We start from the raw sequence: 17942 nt of genomic DNA on the forward strand, positions 1-17942 counted from the left end.
GGATTCATGCGGGTTTGGGTGTTGCCTAACATTAATATTTCATATTCTGTATACGTTTTATGCGTTTTTAAATGATTGATCTATGGTCTCTTTGTTTATCCAGGCATGCCATGGTTTTTAGATGAATTTCATTTCCGTTGCCCTGTGTATCAGGGATACGGAATTGGTCACGCAAAACTTTTGCAGTAGATTCCGCCGGTGACTTTCGACTGTCAGCGGACTGATAAACATGAGTTCGCCAATCTTGGTGTTGTATATCCTTTTGCCATCAAAGCGAGTACTTCCCGTTCCCTTTCCGTGATTTTAGGTACGGTATCCTGTTTATCTGACAATATATCGTTCATTTCCTTGCTCAATACCTGCTCTCCATCATATACGGCTTGTATAGCTTCTGTCAGTTCTTCTGCAGATACATTCTTAAGGAGGTAGCCGGCCGCGCCAGCCTGCATCATACGCGAAGCAATACTTCCTTCGTTTAGATTGCTAATGGCGATTATCCGTGTCTCGGGTACGACTTTCGTATAATTTCAGTCGCGTCGATTCCATTCATATCGGGCATATTGATATCCATCAGCACGACATCTATGTGGTCGGGTCATTAAAAAGTTCAAAGCATCTGCAGCGCAGGTAAACGTTTTTCTGAGTAAGATATTGGCATTCCTATTTAGAATAAACTCAAAACCATTTAATACCAACGGATGGTCGTCAATAATGATGACGGTGATGACATTATCCATATATATCGAGTTGAATATGAAACGATGCTCCCCGACCTAATGTTGCATCGATATCAAACTGTCCATTTAATATTTCTACGCGGTTGCGGATATTGGAAAGTCCTATTCCTTCTTTTTCGAACAGGTCATTCCTGGCATCAAATCCGCGGCCATTGTCCTCCACCGAAATGAAAAACTTCCCATCTTCTTCACTACATTGCACCCAAACCTGCGAAGCTCCGCTGTGTTTTACAGCATTGGTTAATAGTTCCTGCACGATACGGTACACCGCGATTTGAAAAGGTTGCGGATAATTGTCATTCAAGTTTGTCGTCTGGAAATCTATCTTTAATTCCGCATTGCTCATGGCATTGCATAGGTCCTTCAAAGCCGCTTGCAGCCCCCATGTACAATAAAGACTCGGGCATCATATTACGTGCCACCCGACGCAGTTCATTGACCGAATGGTCTAATTGATTGATAATGGTGTATAATTCCATATGGGATTCCTGATTAATGTCTTGTTTATCAACATTGGTGGCAACTGCGGATAGTTTCAATTTAACATTTGCCAACATTCCACCCAAGCCATCGTGCAGATCTCTAGCTATTCGACTGCGTTCGCTTTCCTGTCCTTGCAGCATCGCATGATACAAATTCAGTTTTTCTTGCTGCCGGTGGTTTTTGAGCTCCTCCTGTAAAAGCATTTCTTGGTGTGCGGCTAATCTTTTTTTGTTCTTCAAGGCATTATGCCAACTATAACCAACTGTGGCCAATATAATACTGGTTAACAACAGAACACCGACCAACATGCGCGTATTTTGTAGGGAAAGCTGCTGTTTTTGATTTTCCGTTTTTATATGAAGAATAGTTTTTTCTTTTTCCGAGGTCTGATATTTTTTTTCCAATTCCTGTATGTGGGCTTGACTTTGATCAGAAAAAAGGGTGTCAGATACGCTTTTATGTGCTTCATACCATTTCACAGCCTCTTGATATTGATTTAATCTAGTTGCGATATTAGCGAGATTGTAATATACCATCTGCTTGTTTCGCAAAGAAGATTGCTGCTGTACATAAGGCAATACTTCCAATAACTTTTCCCTTGCAGCGGCATATCGGTTGTTCATCTTATAGGCGGTAAATTGATCAAAAAGTAGGGTTGCGACCATATCCTCGTTGCTCTGTGTCTTTGCTGCGGAGAGGCCGTTTTCAAAATGTGCATCTGCTTTTCATGATTTTTGACTGCCGCCCAGTGACTTCCCGAGACAGCATGATATATAGGAATGTAGGATGAATTCGGGACCTGAACAGCCAATACAGCCGCGCTGTCTATAAATTCACCCGACTTACGATAATTTTTGTGCAGCAAAGCATTGCGTGCTGCATTGATAAATAGTGTAAAGCGTCCCTCCAAGGCCTCTTTCTTTCCTTTAAGTAATTGCAGCGCTTTGTTATAATAGTCATCTGCATTTTTATAATCGCCTAAATTCATTAAATTCATGGCGACATTCTGATAATTATTCCCTAATAGGGATGAGTCTGCGATACTTTTGGCTAAGGGAATGACTTTTTCTATTAGAATTTCCACATATTCGTGGGCTTTACCTTCGCGTTGCAATAAAGCACCATAGCTGCCCCATAACCGTGCGCGGTAACGTGACGCCTCGAGACGTTTTTCTGCACCTACACCTTTCAAGCTGCCTTCGGCCTCCATGTATTTTTGTTTGGCTTTGGCAGGATCGGTATCAAAATAGACTGAGGCACGGTAAAAGGTTTTCAATCCCCGATAATACGTGGAATTACCTCTTCCCCCTAAGACATTCTCAGCTTCGCGTATATACGAAAACGCCTTCGCTGTATCGTAGTCTGACCAAAAAAAACTTAGATCGAATAACGCCTGTGCCTTTGCTTCGTGCTCTTGTATTTGTTGGATTTGGCGATACAAACTATCATTGTAGTGTTTTAGGTTGTCTTTCGATTGACTAAATCCCCATGTTATTATAAACAACCAATACAAAACAAGCAATCCGAGTTTCTCTGTCATTTGGAATATAATCACTGATTGTTTTGAAATTACGGATAAATACCCAAACTAACAATCTGGCACCATACCCATAGTCATGCCGTTAGGTCCCCATATCGGAACCATGCGCATTTGACAGCCAGATCCGCCGTCGTCATTTTCCGTGATATCGCGACTGGTATCAAAATTAAGTTCCAATCCTGTTCCCTCGGGAAAGCTCTCGGTCTCCTTTTTGAATATGGCGACCATTTTCATTTGCCCCTTATCACGTCTCAAATTTCCCTCGAAGGACATCTCCTGCGCTTCCGAGATAAACTTTCCATTTATAGTCTGATCCATAATTCTAAAAAATGTATCGGAATTTTCTTTCTCCATATAAAAAGACTCCCGGTCGAACCTTCCACGTATCTTGATATTGATCTCGCCGATATCGTCGATATCCGCCAGAAAAACAATGGATACAGAATCTTTTGCGTCCTCGATAAGAGCGATAGTTCCATCTCCTGAAAGATCTAATCTATTGCCTTCCAGCGAAATACTTCCTTTGACTGTTCCTTTATAAGGTATGCCGCCGTAGAGGCTGTTAAAATCTTCGTTTTTCCGAGCTGGACCATCATCTTTGGCACATCCCAAAAGAAGAATAGACACCATGTACAACATTATTTTATTCATAGCTATTTAATTTAAATTACCTCCATACCATCTGTCCGCTACCGGCTTCGATTTTTTCTTTCCCTTTCCAGATGACAGGAATCACACCCGGTGAATTGTCTTCTGCATCGGGATTTGTAGTGTACTGCCTGCCGTCATTGGGGATGATGCTCAGTTGCCATAATCGTCCAAAGCCTTCGCCACTATATCGATAGTAACTACCAAGGAGCAGATATTCTCCATCTGGGGAGAATACTGGCTCAGATTCCGTAAAATTGCTGTTGGTCACCTGCTTGAGATTGGACCCATCTATATCCATGGTGTGGATATGGTTGGCGATCCGTAGTGCGAGCTGGCTACCCTTCCGATCTACCGCCAGTTCACCCCAATCTTCATAATCCATTTCCTTGACCAAAATCCCGGAAGTATAAGGGGGAGCAACACGGATAATATAATCTCCATGGGTCATGAGGAAATGGTTGTCCGGAAGCCATAGGGCTCTTACATTAAAATCGACCCGTTCTCCATTGATATCCACAATCCGGGAAACAAACTCACCATTCCTTTTCAGAACCGTGATACCGTCTTCCTTTTCGTTTGAGGTGACCAGAATCAAGCTGTTATCCGGCGAGAGATAACCCTTGCAATAAGCGCTGAGCCCAGGACCGTTATAGATAAATTCCTCAACGACGGCCCCTGTATTGATATCGCTGATCGTGAATCGGACATCATATTGTCCCAAAGTGCTGGCGTTAACAACCGTCAGCTTCGTCTTTCCATCCCGTGAAATATCAAAGTTGTTGAGTTTGCTGTCGTCGGGAATAAACGATCCGCCCGTCCCGTCCGGCAAACTTAATTTGAGTATACCTTCGGTAGCCCAATCGTAATAAATGGTACCTTTCAATTCCGAGGGATATAGATCCTCTGCTCGGTTGTCACCGCCGTTGTTTTCCTCTTTGGAGCATCCGACGAAAAAACAACAAATCGTGATCAATATCGATGCAGCTAAGTGTTTCATTCCTTCATCTTTAAAATATTTACTCTCAAAGTTACGGTAGGGTACGAATGCATGCAATCCACGAAAACTAGGATTTTTGACCAAGATATATGACAAGGGCTGCCAGATAAAAAAAGCACTCGGAAAATTACACAGTTTCTTAGCTGAGAAATTAGTAGTTACTGCGAAGGTAAATTGAAAACTAGAAATGAGAGGACAGAATTACTGGAAAAGCCACGTGAAAAAGTAAAAGGTTAAACCGCCCCTATTTTTTACAATTGGACGCTTTAATGGTATATTTATCTGTTACCAAAAGATAAAGTCCATGAAAAACCGTAATTATTTCCGCACACGTCCACGTTTTGGAAAAGCGCAGCAGCCGTTTGATATAGGTATGCCTTTCCTTTGGTGGAAGGGACATTATGACCTGCATTTCCTAAAAAGGCTCTAGGAGCGTACACAAGACGAATTTTGCATACTATGACCATCACCTGCAATTCTTTCTGAAGGAGAACAAAGAAGCGACCGAAATCGAGTTTTTCAGGCACGTGAACCATATCGTCAGCGATGAACTGGGTAAGCTCATAGCGGACGATAAACGGTAATCCAAATCAAAGCAGAAAAACATCGTACAGCAGAAAAAGATTCTAAGGGCATTCCTTGACCATCTCACTTCGATAGACCAATGGAACGTCAGCAGGACAAAAGACGAGATTTTAGCGGAAAAGGAAATTGAGATCAAGGAGTTAAAGGAAATCGTGGGGCAACTTACCAAAGAAGCCCGAAAACTTGAAACGGATGGGTTTATTGATATCCCCAAAGGCTAGGTTTTAACGGTATTTGACCTTTTTTCATAAGTTTTTGAACTAAATAAAAAAGTCTGAAAAACTTAAATGAGCTACATTTGTTAAAAAAAAATGTTCAATTTAAAAAAATAAAAAGATATGAAAAATTAGGATTATTAGTTCGACTAGAAGCAAAAGCTGGAAAAGAAAAAAACGTTGAAGAGTTTATTACAAGTGCGTTGCCACTTGCTAATGAAGAAGCCGGCACTATTACTTGGTACGCGTTCCGTATTGACTCTTCTACATTTGGCATTTATGACACATTTTCAGATGAAGAAGGCAGACAAGCACATCTTGGTGGTAAGATAGCAAAGGCGCTTATGGAAAATGCACCTGAATTGTTAGCTATTCCGCCATCTATTGAGAAATTGGACGTTTTAGCCGCTAAATAAACATACCAAAATTATTCTAAAATGGAAGTCTGTCAAAGTTCTGTAAATGAATTTGGACAGGCTTCCTTTGTTTACAAAGTTCATCTAGATCCCATATTCTACGGAATGTTCTATCCATTAGTTGGGAATCTCTCTTTGATAATAGAGTCGAACTTAATAGCACAGTTAAAATCAATTCCTTAGTAATGAAAAAGAATTGAACGTGAAATTGGTGGATTATACTACTAATGGTACTGAAATTATTGATGGAGTGCAAATAGTAAATATTATAAAGCCTTTAGCTGCATCAATAAAAGGTAGAACAATTGGAGACAGGGTAACAATAGGCGATTCAAACAGAGAAATTGAAATAAGATAAATGCTAGCTTTTTCAAATAATCACTAGTATTCAATGTATTATTATTTTTTTATTTTTGATTCAAACTACTTCATTTATTCTATTATTAACCTTTTATTTTCTTGAACACTTAAAATTGCCTTAGCTCTAATATTTACAATAGGAACTTTACACATATTGTGGATGCCCAATCATATTATTAATAAACGGGTTGAAAAATCAAAAATGGAAATCGACTCTGTTATTGACAAACATTTTCATAACACGGATAATATAATTAATAGTTAATAGATTATCTTTACCATTTCGCAACAGGCATTGCTTAAATGCTTTAATACTTCGAGGTTATCACCTTTTATCAATAGGTTTTGGCTATTTGCATTTCCCCGTTTTGCATTATGCACTTCATCTTCTTTTAATAAAGTATTTGCGTCATCAGATGCCAATACCCTTGCATACGATTTTCCTAACCAAAATAGGCTATAACCTTCTTTGGCTATGTTAATATTCGAACTGTCTAACTCTGCTTTAAACTTCGCAAACTCAAATTCTCCATTTTTATCAAAACAATGCGGAAACAACTCTATGGTGACTACAAACATTTCACAGCAATTATTAGCATAGGTTGTTAATTCTTCAATCATCTTAACAATATCGATCGTGGCAAAAACAAAAAATTCAACTCATCAGGAATCTAAGGTTAAAACAAAGAAATATGCGGCTATTTAAAGAGCTATTTAAGGATTGACTATAGGATATTTATTGAGCGCAGAAGGAATGGGTAAAAGCATTCCTTAAGATGGAATAAAATGCAACATTCCAAAAACTGAAAACAGGGATTTTCTGTCGCTTTGACGAAATCTGATAACCTTAGTAGGCTTGAGGGAGTTTGTGAGTAACCGAGCTTAAAACGAAAGGTGATGTAATGGATGGATTACTGGAAGAAAGTAAAGATATTATGGAAGACACATAACCCGGATCTGTTCGTGATGCTGGAATAATCGCAACTTTTGCAAAAAAAGCTGAACATAAGGCTTCATTAATAGAAGAAAAAGTCGTGCGATGAAAAACGAGCCGTAATGGCATATACAAATATAAAATTCAAAATCTGAGTAATAAATAACCAGGAAAATAGAAATATTTTTTAACACCATTCTTGAGGGTTGGCATTTTGATTTACCGAGCAATCCTATCTCAAAAGCTAGAGCGTCCATTTTTCCGTAAATTCCCGAAGGAGTGGATGTTTAAGAGAAATTAAAGGGGCACTTTATTTAGAACATGCAGTAAAGTATATTACACTTAATTTCTCATATTGAATTACTTCCCGGACTGTTTTAGACAACACGCCGAATACATAAAGAAATAAAATGCCAAAATTCTACGGAAAACCTAAAGTCACCTTCATCAACTTCTCGGAGTGTTACCAATACTATGCAGCAAAGACAATTTGCTGGGTTTATGCCGTTAAATCGTCCCTTCCGATTCAAGCCCTCTATAGAAGATGCACTGAAGCTTTTGCCCCCACCCCATAGGGCATAGCGGGAAATCCGACATGGAAGCAAGTTGCCGACAGGAAACTCAAGAACTGTAGAGCAAATTCTACAATCTATAGAATATTTGAAAGTTTACCCAACCATAAGATGATTAAATCCTGATTTTACCGATTCTCAGGGAGAACCTGCGCAAAACATGAAAAAGTGTTCCCCGACTGCTCCATAGCTCCGTTGGGAAAAAAAATATATAATAAAAAAGGACGAAAGATATTAATGAACGAGAAAATACTATCCCACTGGATAGCGGCACGGATCATAGGACGCCGAGGGAAATTTTTGAAGAATATGTACTCCTGGTCAGGGAGCATGCAGCGCGCCTGAAAGAGTTAGATAAGAAAGGGGTGGGCGAGGCGTACATCCGCAACGCCCTAAAGGATTGGAAAGAAATTATGGAAAAGGAACTAAGTATTTATCGTGAGTACTAAACTCGCTGACTGGAGTCTTTAAGGGAGGCCGTAAGCCTTATAAAATAAAGATTTTTATGAAACCATCAAACTTCTATAGGAAAAGAGAACTTGTACCGCCCCCTGATGACCGGAGGGAGAGCGAAAAGGGAATAGCCAAGATTCTGTCTTATATAATGTCCAGCATTACACTCATCACGGTCTGTCTTTTCCTTACTCTGCTGGTAATGGGGTGTTAGGGCTTTCCCCCCAAGGCACGCAGGGGCCGTGCAGTGGCCTTCCTATGGCTCGCCAGGAGAGATGGCCATTTACTCTATGCGACCCTTTGTCCAGACAGCGGACTCAGGATTTACGGATAATTCCTGGTAATTTGAAGTCACGGAAAGTTTCCAGGCCGGTAGACCTGTATTCATCCCAAACCATACAACATGCAGACAGTCAGATGTGAGGACGAGCAGATCGGCCTTTTAGTAAGGATCCAATAACAGTGATGTTCGCAGCGCAACCGCACGCTTTAGGGCGCGACATTTCGGAATCCGTATATCCAGGGAGAGGACAATGAAATTGGGCGAAAAAAATGTACTTTTCCCGCATTGCCGCAAGAAAGGCCACACTTCCTTCACTATAATATAGCAAGGGACCGATAGGATAATGGAGAGCCACTCTCTCATAACAAGCAACTGATCTGGTAATCTTTCCGGACGGTACAAAATAAATTTCCAAAACCTTCGAACCTCCAGTTTTAACGTTTTCCGATTCGCAGGTCCGTTTCAACGGGTGGAAGCGTGCGCATCCAAGCTCCAACTAGGACGGTTCGCTCCGTGATGCCTCCGTGCGGTATGGCAGCCACAGACCGGCCTGTCACTTTTAGAAAAATAGGTGCCTTTCCGCAACGTGGCTCAATTTCCAGGATTTTGTCACGGTTTTTGCTACTCCTAACGTATCTTACGGGGCGGAATGAATCCAATCCCCTACCCTATGTCCCCTACTGAAGAAAAATCGGATATTAAAGGGGCCAGGGCAGTTAAAGAAAAAATTTGAGCCTATGAGCGAGCAGGGACATGTAATTTTATATTTTCTGGCCATTGGGTTTGGGGTCATTTCCATATATTATCTGGCAAGGACGCTTTCTGACTGTCTCCAACAGAGAGGGTTTGGGCCGTTCCTTCCGGTTTTCCAAATTACAGCGATACAACTTCATCACCATATATTCCTTTTCTCTCGTTCTGTGGCGCGATATGGATGTGGTTCATAGAAAAATATTTTTTTTCTGGATTTTGCCTTACATTCTATCTGATGACGTTGATCCTCCCTCTGATACCTGCATACATCCACAAGGTGTTGGCCCGGGATTAATTTACAGCATCATTGCTCTGCTTAAAGCGGTGAGTGTGCCGTTTCGGGCATTTGGCGATCGTGAATTCGTGATGAGAGAGTTCACGGCCATGAGCATATTCCTGGCATACTGAAAAGACCAGGGAAATCTCCAACAGCACTGTTAAACTGCTTTTGGAAAACATTTTGCCTCATAAATAAATAACCAAAAAAATATCTGGGTCGCTTGTATAAAATTCATAGGGATGGTATATTGTATTAATCAGGTATTCCTAGGAAAATATAAATCTTCCCTCTATTAGTCCTATCCAAGATGAAAACTTTCGAAAAAGACACATTATCAATCCGGCTAACCGACAAAGTTTCTTTGAAATGAGTCAGTAGCATGAAGTAATCATCCTTAAAGAATTCGTTATCGCCGCCACGCAGACCGTCGCCAGCCGTACTCTTTCAAGGTGATTTTTCCATGCCCAAATGATTAAGCTTGCCTGCCCCTAGCCAGCATTCCGTCATATCCATTTTCTAAAAAGAATTTATTTTTGCTCTATCACCTTCCAATGTATCTAAAGATTCATTTATTTTATCTAAATCAGCTTGATGGGATGATGGAATGCAGTCAGTGATAAATAAACAGAATAATACGCTTGAGGAAAATTCCAATGTAAAGATGATTTATATAATTCATAATCATCAATAAAACTAGTCATCAATAAAGAGTATTCAGTACTCCACGAGTTCCATAACAATTTTTTTATTTTCTCTAGATCTAATTTCTGTTTGTATTTTAAATTGTTAAAATATTTAACTCTTTTTAAATTGTAAAGATCAGGGAAGCTATTCATATATAAGCTTAATGCATGAAATCTGTTGAAAATTATTTGAGAAGAAATCTATTTATCATTGTCTTTTTATTCATATTTTAATATTTGGTTGGATTCAAATATAAAGATTTGGACACGGTAATTTTCAAAGGGCTTTAAATGTAAAAAATGGAGTCCAATATCTTGCTCTCTTCAGAAAGTGAGACGAAAGTGAGACGAAAACAATCATTTTTACTTCATTTTCCTTACTTTTATAAAAGGAAATATTAATAGAGTTTTTTAATCCTCGTTTTTACAAAACTTGAAAAAACAAGCATAAAGCGCACTTCAGAGTCACAAAAACAAAAAACCATCCCTAATTTCTAGAGATGGTTTACAGTGACCCCGCTGAGGCTCGAACTCAGGACCCACAGATTAAGAGTCTGTTGCTCTACCAACTGAGCTACGAAGTCGTTTGATTAATCAAAGGTACAAGACATCCCAAACAATTCAAATATTTGCCATACCTTTTTTAATTCCCCAATCCTTCCGTTACGAAACTCAAAAATACCCACTAATAGGTATATATAACCTCTTTTATCAAGGCTAGATTTGTTTTTATATGCTACTACAGCATTTAAGTATTTGGATTCCAAACTAATTAGCTATGTATAAATTCAAATTTACTATCTCGGCCGCCCTGGTTCTAGCTCTGTTTCTCTTTACTACCTGTACTAAGAAAGGGTTAGGTGATGATCCCGACGGGCCTGACGGACCCAACGAACCTGACAAACCAAATTCAAAGAATGAGGTTACCATAAGCAAATCAAGTGGCCTACCGGGCGAAGCTATAGAACTAAAATTCGACTTCAAACTTGAAAAAGAACGCTATCCAATAAAGTTCGGAACCGAATCAATTGAAGTAATCTGCCTGGTAGATAGCACAGGTGTTCTATATATCCCACCCGTTGCTCCCAAGGAGTATTTCATCGATCTTCAGCAGGTAAAAGCTAATCTACAAGTTCCATTTGAAGTCTCCCAATATTCATTCAGCACTTCTGAAAGTGTTCTTAAGCAGGAAATATATGGATTGACAGGAGGATTGTTTTCTGACCAAACGAGGTTCAAAAGTATGCAGCAAAAGTTTGAAGAGGGCCTTCAGAAAATTGAATCAAGAAGACCGAAACATATACTTGCATGTGTACAGAAACTTAATCAAACAAACATTAAATGAACAAGAGTCTGCCAAGTTTTCAAAATTGGGTTTCAATGATATCGCAAAAATTGCAGTCCGCGAGAATTTAAACCTCCCGCTAATTGCGAAGGCTAACAACATGTCCTATTTGAAAGCTTCCAACACTATGCTGGAGGACGATTATGAAGCTCTCTTTATGAAACCTGCGGTAAAGTATTCACATATCATGAAGGGTATAGTAATCTGGGCATTGGGACATGTAATTGTAACTGAAGCAACCAGCATAGCAGGAAGAATTTGGGGTCCGGTTGCTGTAATTGCCGGAACCACAATTTCTATTGCAGGCGCAATAGTTATTATGGGACTGATAGACAACGCTATAGCAGCGGTCAAATTACTCTACAGCAATATCGCTATTGTATTTACTGAAGATTTCTTGGATACCAAAATGCAAGCAGATCGAAAGCACACTAAAGCTAGCACTAATCCTCCAGAACTAAAAATGGACTTTAAAGTCGGCAAGCCGCTCGAGTCGAATATCAAATTTAACTTCTACAGCTTTTCTATTTTGATGAAGGACAAAACTCAAAGCAGTATTTTGAACTCGATGTTGGAAATCTACGAACGTGTTTTGCCACCTTATACAAAAGTTTATTCATTAGGAGACAGAGTCTTGTCTTTCTTCCAGATTAAGGATGTTTTTTGTAAAACCGGAATCGCTTATTCCACAATCTTCCAATTCTGCTGAGCGAAATGTTAGATCTTCACAAATACGAATTGAAAACATCTCAAATACGAATACACAGATCAACCATAAGGATGGTGCACAAGGAATCATTTTTGAAGCAACAGCGACAGGTATTTCGCAAAAAGTAGATTTTACTTTCGATATTGTTTTTGAACAGCCTTTGATTGGAATAATGGCAAAAAAACATATTAAAGCTACATATGACGGTGAAGTGAAATCGGAAGCACTCAAAGTCTATGGAGGTAATTTGCAGTTCGGAAAACCTGGGGTTGAACTAGACAATGAAATTTCAGCGAAACTAACCGATGTCCTGGGAAATCCTGCTCCTAACCATAAAATAAAATGGAAAATTGATGATGGAGGTGGCAGGCTTCAACGGGCAGAATCAACCACCGATGAAAATGGAATTGCAACCAATAAATGGACCTTGGGAACTACCAGCCAGCAACGTGTAGAAGCATCTTTCCTTACGAAAGATGGAACAGAAGCAAATGTCATCTTCAATGCTTTGTGGGACTTGAACGGAACATGGAACGCAAAATCAATTTATTTCACCGAAGACCATAAAAATTGGAAAGGGGATTGGCTAAAACAGGTGTTTGCAGATCAAAAGATAGAATATTTTACCATGATTGTTGAGAATAATAATACATACACATTCAAAGACGCAGGTCTTGTTCGTGACCTTGATAATAACCCGAAAGTATTTGAGAAGATCACTCCTAGCTCAAGACTCATTATTGGCAGCGCTGAAGATAAAATACGGCTGAATTTTCAAGCGCTGGGGGGATCCGGACCAGCGATTTTAAAATATATCACTCCAAACAAAATTCAGATTAATTTTGATGCCCTCAAAGGCTTTGGAACACGCTGGCATTACGATAGATCAACAACAATTCCATATTGGTGGACCGAAGAAATTATATTGGAGAAACAACCATTAAATCCGTCAAGAAAATCCAAATCAAACATAATCCATAGAATAGTAGTTTAATGCTGGGCCTTTAATTAATTTTAAAGGCCCTTTTTTAATTCTTTATAGTCAAGCTTTTAGTTATTCATAACTAAAAATCTACAATTTTTAATTTCCTAATAAATCCAGTCTTCAATTGCGTAGTAATTACTCTATTTTTACTTCACTAACTTTAAAAACCAATTATCACCACTATTCCAATGAATATTTTCTATAAAGTTCTGAATAAAATCGACTGGAAACTCAATACTTCCAAGTCCAAAAAAGCAAGGGTCGACAATAACCTCAAAGTCTTAAATTTTGAAGAAAGCATCAACTATATCATCAATTCAAAATGTTCATTAGCAAGGTTTGGAGATAATGAGTTTACCTTAATGTTGAATGGTGAATTTCTTTGCCCAAGAAACAATTCCTTGCCTTATCAATCTGCCGATCCTCACCTAAAAAACAGACTTGTCAATATTTTAAAAGATACCGAGATTGAGAAATACAATTTGAAATTAGCAGTACCCAGAACTTTAGTAGATATAGATCAAGAAAATCTAACAGAAGGTTCAATCGGTTTTTGGGAGAATTATCTAGGCGAACTGTTTTATAAGATCTCCAAATTCTTGAGTAAGGATTACCTCTACCTGAATTCCCAAATCAGCAGATTCTATTTAGACGACAGAAATAAAAAACCATCTACCATTGAAAACAGAGTCTCATTGTGGAAAAAAAGTGTGGGAGAATGAAGATTTGCTAATTATCGAAAGTAAGGGAAGCGGCTTAGGAAAAGACAAAACGATATATCAAAACTCTAAAAGCATTCAAAGGATCGAATGTCCAAACAGCAATACATACAACCATTATCAGGAAATATTTTCAGCAGCTAAGGAATTGGGACAAAACAAACTCATCATACTTGCTTTGGGACCAACAGCTACAGTAATGGCTTATGATTTAGCCAAAGAAGGATTCAGAGCCTTAGACTTGGGCCATTTAGAACTAGAAAATTATTTCTACCAAACCCAAGCAACTGCAGAAACTGAAATCAATGGAATTAAAATTGGCCAAGTTGAAACCATCCAAAATGACCCCCTAACCACAATGTCATTAAGTTAAGAACAAAAAAAGCCCATGCACGCCATAAACCCCATCGGGCAATGTCATTAAGTTAAGAAAAAAAGAAGGCCATAAATCACGTAAATGTTTAATTTTGAATTCACTACTAAACAAATCTAAACAACCGCGTTTATGGCCGATGTAAAAATAGCACTTAAAATCGTTTCAGACCTAAAAAATTTTATTTCTATCTGTTTAACAGATCCTCTGCTGCTCAATCTTTTCAGGAATTCCAAAACCCATTTCACCCGGGACCGGAAGCTCAATTTCGAGAGATTGGTCTTGCTGATCGCCAAGATGTGCAAGCGGACCCTCTCTGTCGAACTGGAAGGTTTCTTTGGTGAGCTGGGCAAGAAGATCAGTTGCTCGGTGAGTGCCTTTTCCCAGCAGAGGAGCAAGCTGAGCCCCCTTTTCTTCCTGGTCTGGAACCGGGTGCTCTGCGAGAGCTTCCTGCGCCATGCACCGGGGGATACCAGGAGATGGATGGGCTATCGCCTGATCGCAGTTGACGGCTCCAACCTTGCCCTGGTGAACACGCCTTCCCTGCAGGCCAACTTTGGCGGCCAGAGCAACCAGAACTCGAGCTTTCGTGCAGGCAAAGACCTTCTATCACTACGATGTGCTGAACGACCTGGTGACCCATGCCTGCATAGCCCCATACCGGACCAGCGAGCTGACCCTGGCCTCCCATTGGATCGAGGAACTGCCCGTGGACTCCATTGCCATCTATGACAGGTACTATTCAACGTTCAAGATGTTCGCGCTCCATAGCTGGCAGGAGAGCGAGCGCAAGTTCGTGATCAGGGCGAAGGATTCGCTAGAGTTTGTCAAGAGGTTCCTGAAGACGGGAAAGGTTTCCCAGGTCATCGAGCTTGCCCCAACCCAGGCCTCCATCAGCGGCCTGCGCCAGAGCGGGTTCGCCACGGACAGCTCAACAAGGATCCGCATACGCTTGGTCAGGGTAGAACTGCAGTCGACCACGGAGGTGATCGCGACCAACCTATGGCAGGAAGAGGGGTTTGAGAACGATATGTTCGGGGACCTGTACTTCAGGCGCTGGGGAGTGGAGACGAACATCTCCAAACTGAAGAATACCATGCAGATGGAATCCTTCAGCGGGCTGACGGTGGAATCCGTCGAGCAGGATTTCTATGCAACGGTGATGATGTCAAACCTGCATTCGATACTGATCAGGGATGCCCAGGTCCAGCTCGACCGCGATACGTCCACGAAAAAGTACCCCAAAAGGTCAACGGGAACAAATCCTTCGGAAAATTAAAGGAAAACCTGATAGCCATCTTTTTCAAAAACAGGGAAAGGGAAATCCTCAGGGAGCTCACGGCCTATTTCCTCAAGGACACATTGCCCATTCGAAAGGGAAGATCATTCCCAAGGCAGCTTAAGACCTCGAATAAAAAGTGCAAGCACAGGACCTACACAAACTACAACCGGCATGATAAAATCCTTAACTTAATGACATTGCCATCGGGGTTAAATGCCGTAGGCATGAAATCTCTCTTAAATGCCGTAGGCATGTAATATCTATAGCATTAATATTGCCTCAATATCCAACGCCATAGGTGTGACATGTTTGTTTAACCCTATTAACTTAATGACAATGCCCCTAACCACTTCAATCAATACAGTTAACAATCATAATATAATCTTAAAAACCTCTCCTATTGATTAATCCGATACGGTTTTACGTATATATTTACTTTCCGTTAACATTAATTTTGCGAGGTTAATATTTAACCAGCAAGATTTTACCAAACGGATGATTTCCATTATTATTTCCTCTCACAACCAATTATATTTTGACCAATTAAGGAAAAATATAGAACCCAGTATTGGCGTTCCATATGAACTAATACAAATATGGAATCCAGGCACCTATAGCATAAATGAAGCATACCAGAAAGGCCTAGAACAATCTCAATACGATAACCTTCTGTACATACATAAGGATATCGAATTCTTAGATCAAAATTGGGGTATTGAACTATTGAAGTTTTTAAAAATTGAGAATTTGGGATTAGTGGGTCTTGCTGGCAGCAATTATTATCCTATTCCTCCTACAGATTGGTTTGTTTCGTTTAAACATAGTTTTATCAATAGATCATTCAATATTACCGAAGTGAGCATCTTAAAAGTACAACAGAAAAAATTAAAATGAATTGGTTTCTTCTCAAGTTATTTGTGAAGTAAAAGTATTCGCCAAAAAAAAAGCCCCTTCCCAGGGGCTTTTGCATCAAATTCCCAATTTATTGAATTACTTCAATATCTTTCTTTGCGGAATGCGTTCCTCCGAACATATCCACTGCTTCTACTTCTACAGTATGATTACCAGCTTTCAGCTTCGGTAATTTCAGTTTCCAAAGGTGCGCTGAATTCACAGGTTCACTTGGCCTTCTGCCGACAACTAAAGATTCCGCTCCGTCATATTCCAACAGGCTCTTCAAATATGCAGGATCAGTCCCTTCTACTTTATCCATAATGATCCAATCGGCATTGTCGATTCTATAACGTACTTGATCATTTGGAGAACCCAAGAAGAAGTTAGCATAGATATTATAGCGAGCAGAATATTTAGCCTTAACCACCGAAGGACCAAATAATCCGATGCTGTAATTATCATCTTTGCCTACAACTTTATAGTCAAATTTATACTGGTTACCGTCGATATTCAAGATAGCATATCCTTTCGGAGTACCATCGCGCATTGTTGAAACCGGAACGCCTTGTTCATTTGACAAACCTGAATACCAATCTCCTGAAGTTGTACCAACGTTATATTCGTGAAATGGTTTGGCGCCTTTCCAGCCATGCTCACTTGTATACAAGTTTTGTTGTTGATAGTGAGTATGTGCAGACAATCCCAACGTATTAGGATATGCTGCTAGAATATCGAATAATTTCTGTCTGTCTTCATTGCGGAACCCCTTTCCATTTTCAGGATTTAAAGGAATATGGAATGCCAATACGATCAATTTATCTTTTGGAACAAACTTCAAATCGTTCGCAACAAATTCAATTTGATCTGGTCTCAATCCACCTTGGTATCCTTTACCTGTTTGAGGATGAGGATAGATAATGTCATCAAGAACAATAAAATGGGCATCTCCAACATTGAAAGAGTAGTTTGCTGGTCCAAATGTTTTTTCAAAACCTTCATCAGCCAATGAGTCTTGCTCAACATCATAGTTCATATCATGGTTACCCATAACATTATACCATGGCAAGCCCATTTGACCAATAGTTTGTTTATAACTAGGATGTAAAGAAAGGTCATCTCCAACTAAATCCCCAAGACTAATCCCAAACAATGGGCCTTTTCTAGTCTTTGCTTCATCAATGACACCTTTCTTGAAGAATTCCATTTCTTCAGCAGTGTATGCTTGAGGATCGCCAAATACAAACGCTGAAAATGCTTGTGGCTCTTCAGCTTCTGTCAATGCAAAATCTATTGATTTAGGCAATTTACCAGTAGCAGTGACACCAGGATATTTTAACGCTGGCGAACCAGCAGGCTTATGGATATAGTAAAATTTAGAATGGTTATCTGCGTCTTTGGCTAATTGATATCCCGATGGCTTGACAACGAAGATAATATTATCATTCTGAACAGGAAGTTCATATTTACCATTGCGGTCGGTTTGCACGACCTCTCTACCGTTACTCACGCTGACACCTTCAAGGCCAACTTCTTTTCTGTCAAGTTTTCCATTTGAATTCGCATCAACAAAAACAGTTCCGCGGGCAATCTCTTGACCTAATACAGAACTTGTAATTAAGCATGCAAGTAAAGACCAATATAATTTTTTCATGTGTTATGGGTTGTTTATTTCAAACTTAAGGCATGTGGTTTA

Annotated in this window: 21 protein-coding genes and 1 tRNA gene; 9 read left to right on the top strand and 13 right to left on the bottom strand. The window is 39.7% G+C overall.

From position 1 onward, the window contains the following. Nucleotides 1-117: 117 nt before the first annotated feature. From FGL31_RS30200 to FGL31_RS21975, 9 genes are all read right to left on the bottom strand, one after another. Entirely contained in the window at nucleotides 118-231 is a 114-nt protein-coding gene (locus FGL31_RS30200) for a LuxR C-terminal-related transcriptional regulator (protein WP_138094468.1), read from the bottom strand. Continuing rightward, a complete protein-coding gene (locus FGL31_RS21940; protein WP_171017766.1) occupies nucleotides 213-452 on the bottom strand; it encodes a transcriptional regulator in 240 nt (79 codons plus the stop codon). Before FGL31_RS21940 ends, FGL31_RS30200 begins: the two co-directional genes overlap by 19 nt. A 41-nt stretch (nucleotides 453-493) precedes the next feature. Next, nucleotides 494-571 (bottom strand): response regulator, encoded by a 78-nt coding sequence (locus tag FGL31_RS30205; protein ID WP_138094836.1) that lies wholly within the window; start codon nucleotides 569-571, stop codon nucleotides 494-496. A gap of 158 nt (nucleotides 572-729) precedes the next feature. After that, the gene (locus tag FGL31_RS21950; RefSeq protein ID WP_232047085.1) at nucleotides 730-1041 is read right to left on the bottom strand and encodes a sensor histidine kinase; all 312 of its coding nucleotides are present in this window, start codon (nucleotides 1039-1041) and stop codon (nucleotides 730-732) included. Beyond that, nucleotides 1034-1885, bottom strand: a complete 852-nt coding sequence (locus FGL31_RS21955; RefSeq protein WP_138094474.1) for a sensor histidine kinase — start codon at nucleotides 1883-1885, stop codon at nucleotides 1034-1036. The genes FGL31_RS21950 and FGL31_RS21955 overlap by 8 nt, the downstream gene beginning before the upstream one ends. Continuing rightward, the gene (locus tag FGL31_RS21960; RefSeq protein ID WP_138094476.1) at nucleotides 1840-2760 is read right to left on the bottom strand and encodes a tetratricopeptide repeat protein; all 921 of its coding nucleotides are present in this window, start codon (nucleotides 2758-2760) and stop codon (nucleotides 1840-1842) included. Before FGL31_RS21960 ends, FGL31_RS21955 begins: the two co-directional genes overlap by 46 nt. Nucleotides 2761-2808: 48 nt before the next feature. Then, nucleotides 2809-3390, bottom strand: a complete 582-nt coding sequence (locus FGL31_RS21965; protein WP_138094478.1) for a hypothetical protein — start codon at nucleotides 3388-3390, stop codon at nucleotides 2809-2811. 37 nt (nucleotides 3391-3427) lie between these two features. Continuing rightward, a complete protein-coding gene (locus tag FGL31_RS21970; protein WP_138094480.1) occupies nucleotides 3428-4408 on the bottom strand; it encodes a TolB family protein in 981 nt (326 codons plus the stop codon). A 278-nt stretch (nucleotides 4409-4686) separates the two neighbouring features. After that, on the bottom strand, nucleotides 4687-4944 hold the full coding sequence (locus FGL31_RS21975; protein ID WP_232047086.1) for a hypothetical protein: 258 nt from the start codon (nucleotides 4942-4944) through the stop codon (nucleotides 4687-4689). Between the two features lie 347 nt (nucleotides 4945-5291). Here FGL31_RS21975 and FGL31_RS21980 point away from each other — a divergent pair, with 347 nt between their 5' ends. Together FGL31_RS21980 and FGL31_RS22850 are read left to right on the top strand one after the other, a co-directional pair. Further along, entirely contained in the window at nucleotides 5292-5624 is a 333-nt protein-coding gene (locus tag FGL31_RS21980) for a putative quinol monooxygenase (RefSeq protein WP_232047087.1), read from the top strand. Between the two features lie 211 nt (nucleotides 5625-5835). Then, on the top strand, nucleotides 5836-5982 hold the full coding sequence (locus FGL31_RS22850) for a hypothetical protein (RefSeq protein WP_171017767.1): 147 nt from the start codon (nucleotides 5836-5838) through the stop codon (nucleotides 5980-5982). A gap of 263 nt (nucleotides 5983-6245) precedes the next feature. Here FGL31_RS22850 and FGL31_RS21985 read toward each other — a convergent pair whose 3' ends face one another. Further along, nucleotides 6246-6605, bottom strand: a complete 360-nt coding sequence (locus FGL31_RS21985) for a hypothetical protein (protein ID WP_138094484.1) — start codon at nucleotides 6603-6605, stop codon at nucleotides 6246-6248. Between the two features lie 3848 nt (nucleotides 6606-10453). Beyond that, nucleotides 10454-10526 (bottom strand) — tRNA-Lys (locus FGL31_RS21990). Between the two features lie 194 nt (nucleotides 10527-10720). On the opposite strand from FGL31_RS21990, the gene FGL31_RS21995 reads away from it, so the two are divergent. The 5 genes from FGL31_RS21995 to FGL31_RS28545 all read left to right on the top strand — a co-directional run bounded on the left by FGL31_RS21995 (nucleotide 10721) and on the right by FGL31_RS28545 (nucleotide 14073). After that, nucleotides 10721-11287, top strand: coding sequence for a hypothetical protein (locus FGL31_RS21995; RefSeq protein WP_138094486.1), 567 nt, complete (start codon nucleotides 10721-10723; stop codon nucleotides 11285-11287). Next, nucleotides 11253-11996, top strand: coding sequence for a hypothetical protein (locus tag FGL31_RS22000; protein WP_138094488.1), 744 nt, complete (start codon nucleotides 11253-11255; stop codon nucleotides 11994-11996). Before FGL31_RS21995 ends, FGL31_RS22000 begins: the two co-directional genes overlap by 35 nt. Beyond that, nucleotides 11944-12990 carry an Ig-like domain-containing protein gene (locus tag FGL31_RS22005; RefSeq protein WP_138094490.1) on the top strand — a complete coding sequence of 349 codons (1047 nt, stop codon included), beginning with the start codon at nucleotides 11944-11946 and terminating at the stop codon, nucleotides 12988-12990. Before FGL31_RS22000 ends, FGL31_RS22005 begins: the two co-directional genes overlap by 53 nt. A 179-nt stretch (nucleotides 12991-13169) precedes the next feature. Next, a complete protein-coding gene (locus FGL31_RS28540; RefSeq protein ID WP_138094492.1) occupies nucleotides 13170-13703 on the top strand; it encodes a GT-D fold domain-containing glycosyltransferase in 534 nt (177 codons plus the stop codon). Next, nucleotides 13690-14073 (top strand): GT-D fold domain-containing glycosyltransferase, encoded by a 384-nt coding sequence (locus FGL31_RS28545; RefSeq protein WP_171017768.1) that lies wholly within the window; start codon nucleotides 13690-13692, stop codon nucleotides 14071-14073. Before FGL31_RS28540 ends, FGL31_RS28545 begins: the two co-directional genes overlap by 14 nt. Before the next feature lie 195 nt (nucleotides 14074-14268). On the opposite strand, the gene FGL31_RS22020 is transcribed toward FGL31_RS28545, so the two are convergent. Beyond that, nucleotides 14269-14532: a hypothetical protein gene (locus tag FGL31_RS22020; RefSeq protein ID WP_138094496.1), complete on the bottom strand. Its 264-nt coding sequence runs from the start codon at nucleotides 14530-14532 to the stop codon at nucleotides 14269-14271. A gap of 130 nt (nucleotides 14533-14662) precedes the next feature. Here FGL31_RS22020 and FGL31_RS22025 point away from each other — a divergent pair, with 130 nt between their 5' ends. Continuing rightward, nucleotides 14663-15352, top strand: a complete 690-nt coding sequence (locus tag FGL31_RS22025) for a transposase (protein ID WP_171017769.1) — start codon at nucleotides 14663-14665, stop codon at nucleotides 15350-15352. Nucleotides 15353-15850: 498 nt separating this feature from the next. Beyond that, the gene (locus tag FGL31_RS22030; RefSeq protein ID WP_138094500.1) at nucleotides 15851-16249 is read left to right on the top strand and encodes a glycosyltransferase; all 399 of its coding nucleotides are present in this window, start codon (nucleotides 15851-15853) and stop codon (nucleotides 16247-16249) included. Between the two features lie 88 nt (nucleotides 16250-16337). Here the strand turns inward: FGL31_RS22030 and FGL31_RS22035 are convergent, their stop codons facing one another. Next, nucleotides 16338-17900 carry a calcineurin-like phosphoesterase C-terminal domain-containing protein gene (locus FGL31_RS22035; protein ID WP_138094501.1) on the bottom strand — a complete coding sequence of 521 codons (1563 nt, stop codon included), beginning with the start codon at nucleotides 17898-17900 and terminating at the stop codon, nucleotides 16338-16340. Nucleotides 17901-17942: the final 42 nt, after the last annotated feature.

Source organism: Sphingobacterium daejeonense (genome assembly GCF_901472535.1).
Lineage (GTDB): Bacteria > Bacteroidota > Bacteroidia > Sphingobacteriales > Sphingobacteriaceae > Sphingobacterium > Sphingobacterium daejeonense.

Bases quoted from the DNA above. Each gene is read 5' to 3' on its own strand.
- FGL31_RS30200 (WP_138094468.1), bottom strand. From the start codon at position 231: ATGTTTATCAGTCCGCTGACAGTCGAAAGTCACCGGCGGAATCTACTG.
- FGL31_RS21940 (WP_171017766.1), bottom strand. From the start codon at position 452: ATGATGCAGGCTGGCGCGGCCGGCTACCTCCTTAAGAATGTATCTGCA.
- FGL31_RS30205 (WP_138094836.1), bottom strand. From the start codon at position 571: ATGGATATCAATATGCCCGATATGAATGGAATCGACGCGACTGAAATT.
- FGL31_RS21955 (WP_138094474.1), bottom strand. From the start codon at position 1,885: ATGGTCGCAACCCTACTTTTTGATCAATTTACCGCCTATAAGATGAAC.
- FGL31_RS21960 (WP_138094476.1), bottom strand. From the start codon at position 2,760: ATGACAGAGAAACTCGGATTGCTTGTTTTGTATTGGTTGTTTATAATA.
- FGL31_RS21965 (WP_138094478.1), bottom strand. From the start codon at position 3,390: ATGGTGTCTATTCTTCTTTTGGGATGTGCCAAAGATGATGGTCCAGCT.
- FGL31_RS21970 (WP_138094480.1), bottom strand. From the start codon at position 4,408: ATGAAACACTTAGCTGCATCGATATTGATCACGATTTGTTGTTTTTTC.
- FGL31_RS21975 (WP_232047086.1), bottom strand. From the start codon at position 4,944: ATGGTTCACGTGCCTGAAAAACTCGATTTCGGTCGCTTCTTTGTTCTC.
- FGL31_RS21985 (WP_138094484.1), bottom strand. From the start codon at position 6,605: ATGATTGAAGAATTAACAACCTATGCTAATAATTGCTGTGAAATGTTT.
- FGL31_RS21995 (WP_138094486.1), top strand. From the start codon at position 10,721: ATGTATAAATTCAAATTTACTATCTCGGCCGCCCTGGTTCTAGCTCTG.
- FGL31_RS22005 (WP_138094490.1), top strand. From the start codon at position 11,944: ATGTTTTTTGTAAAACCGGAATCGCTTATTCCACAATCTTCCAATTCT.
- FGL31_RS28540 (WP_138094492.1), top strand. From the start codon at position 13,170: ATGAATATTTTCTATAAAGTTCTGAATAAAATCGACTGGAAACTCAAT.
- FGL31_RS22020 (WP_138094496.1), bottom strand. From the start codon at position 14,532: ATGGCGCAGGAAGCTCTCGCAGAGCACCCGGTTCCAGACCAGGAAGAA.
- FGL31_RS22030 (WP_138094500.1), top strand. From the start codon at position 15,851: ATGATTTCCATTATTATTTCCTCTCACAACCAATTATATTTTGACCAA.
- FGL31_RS22035 (WP_138094501.1), bottom strand. From the start codon at position 17,900: ATGAAAAAATTATATTGGTCTTTACTTGCATGCTTAATTACAAGTTCT.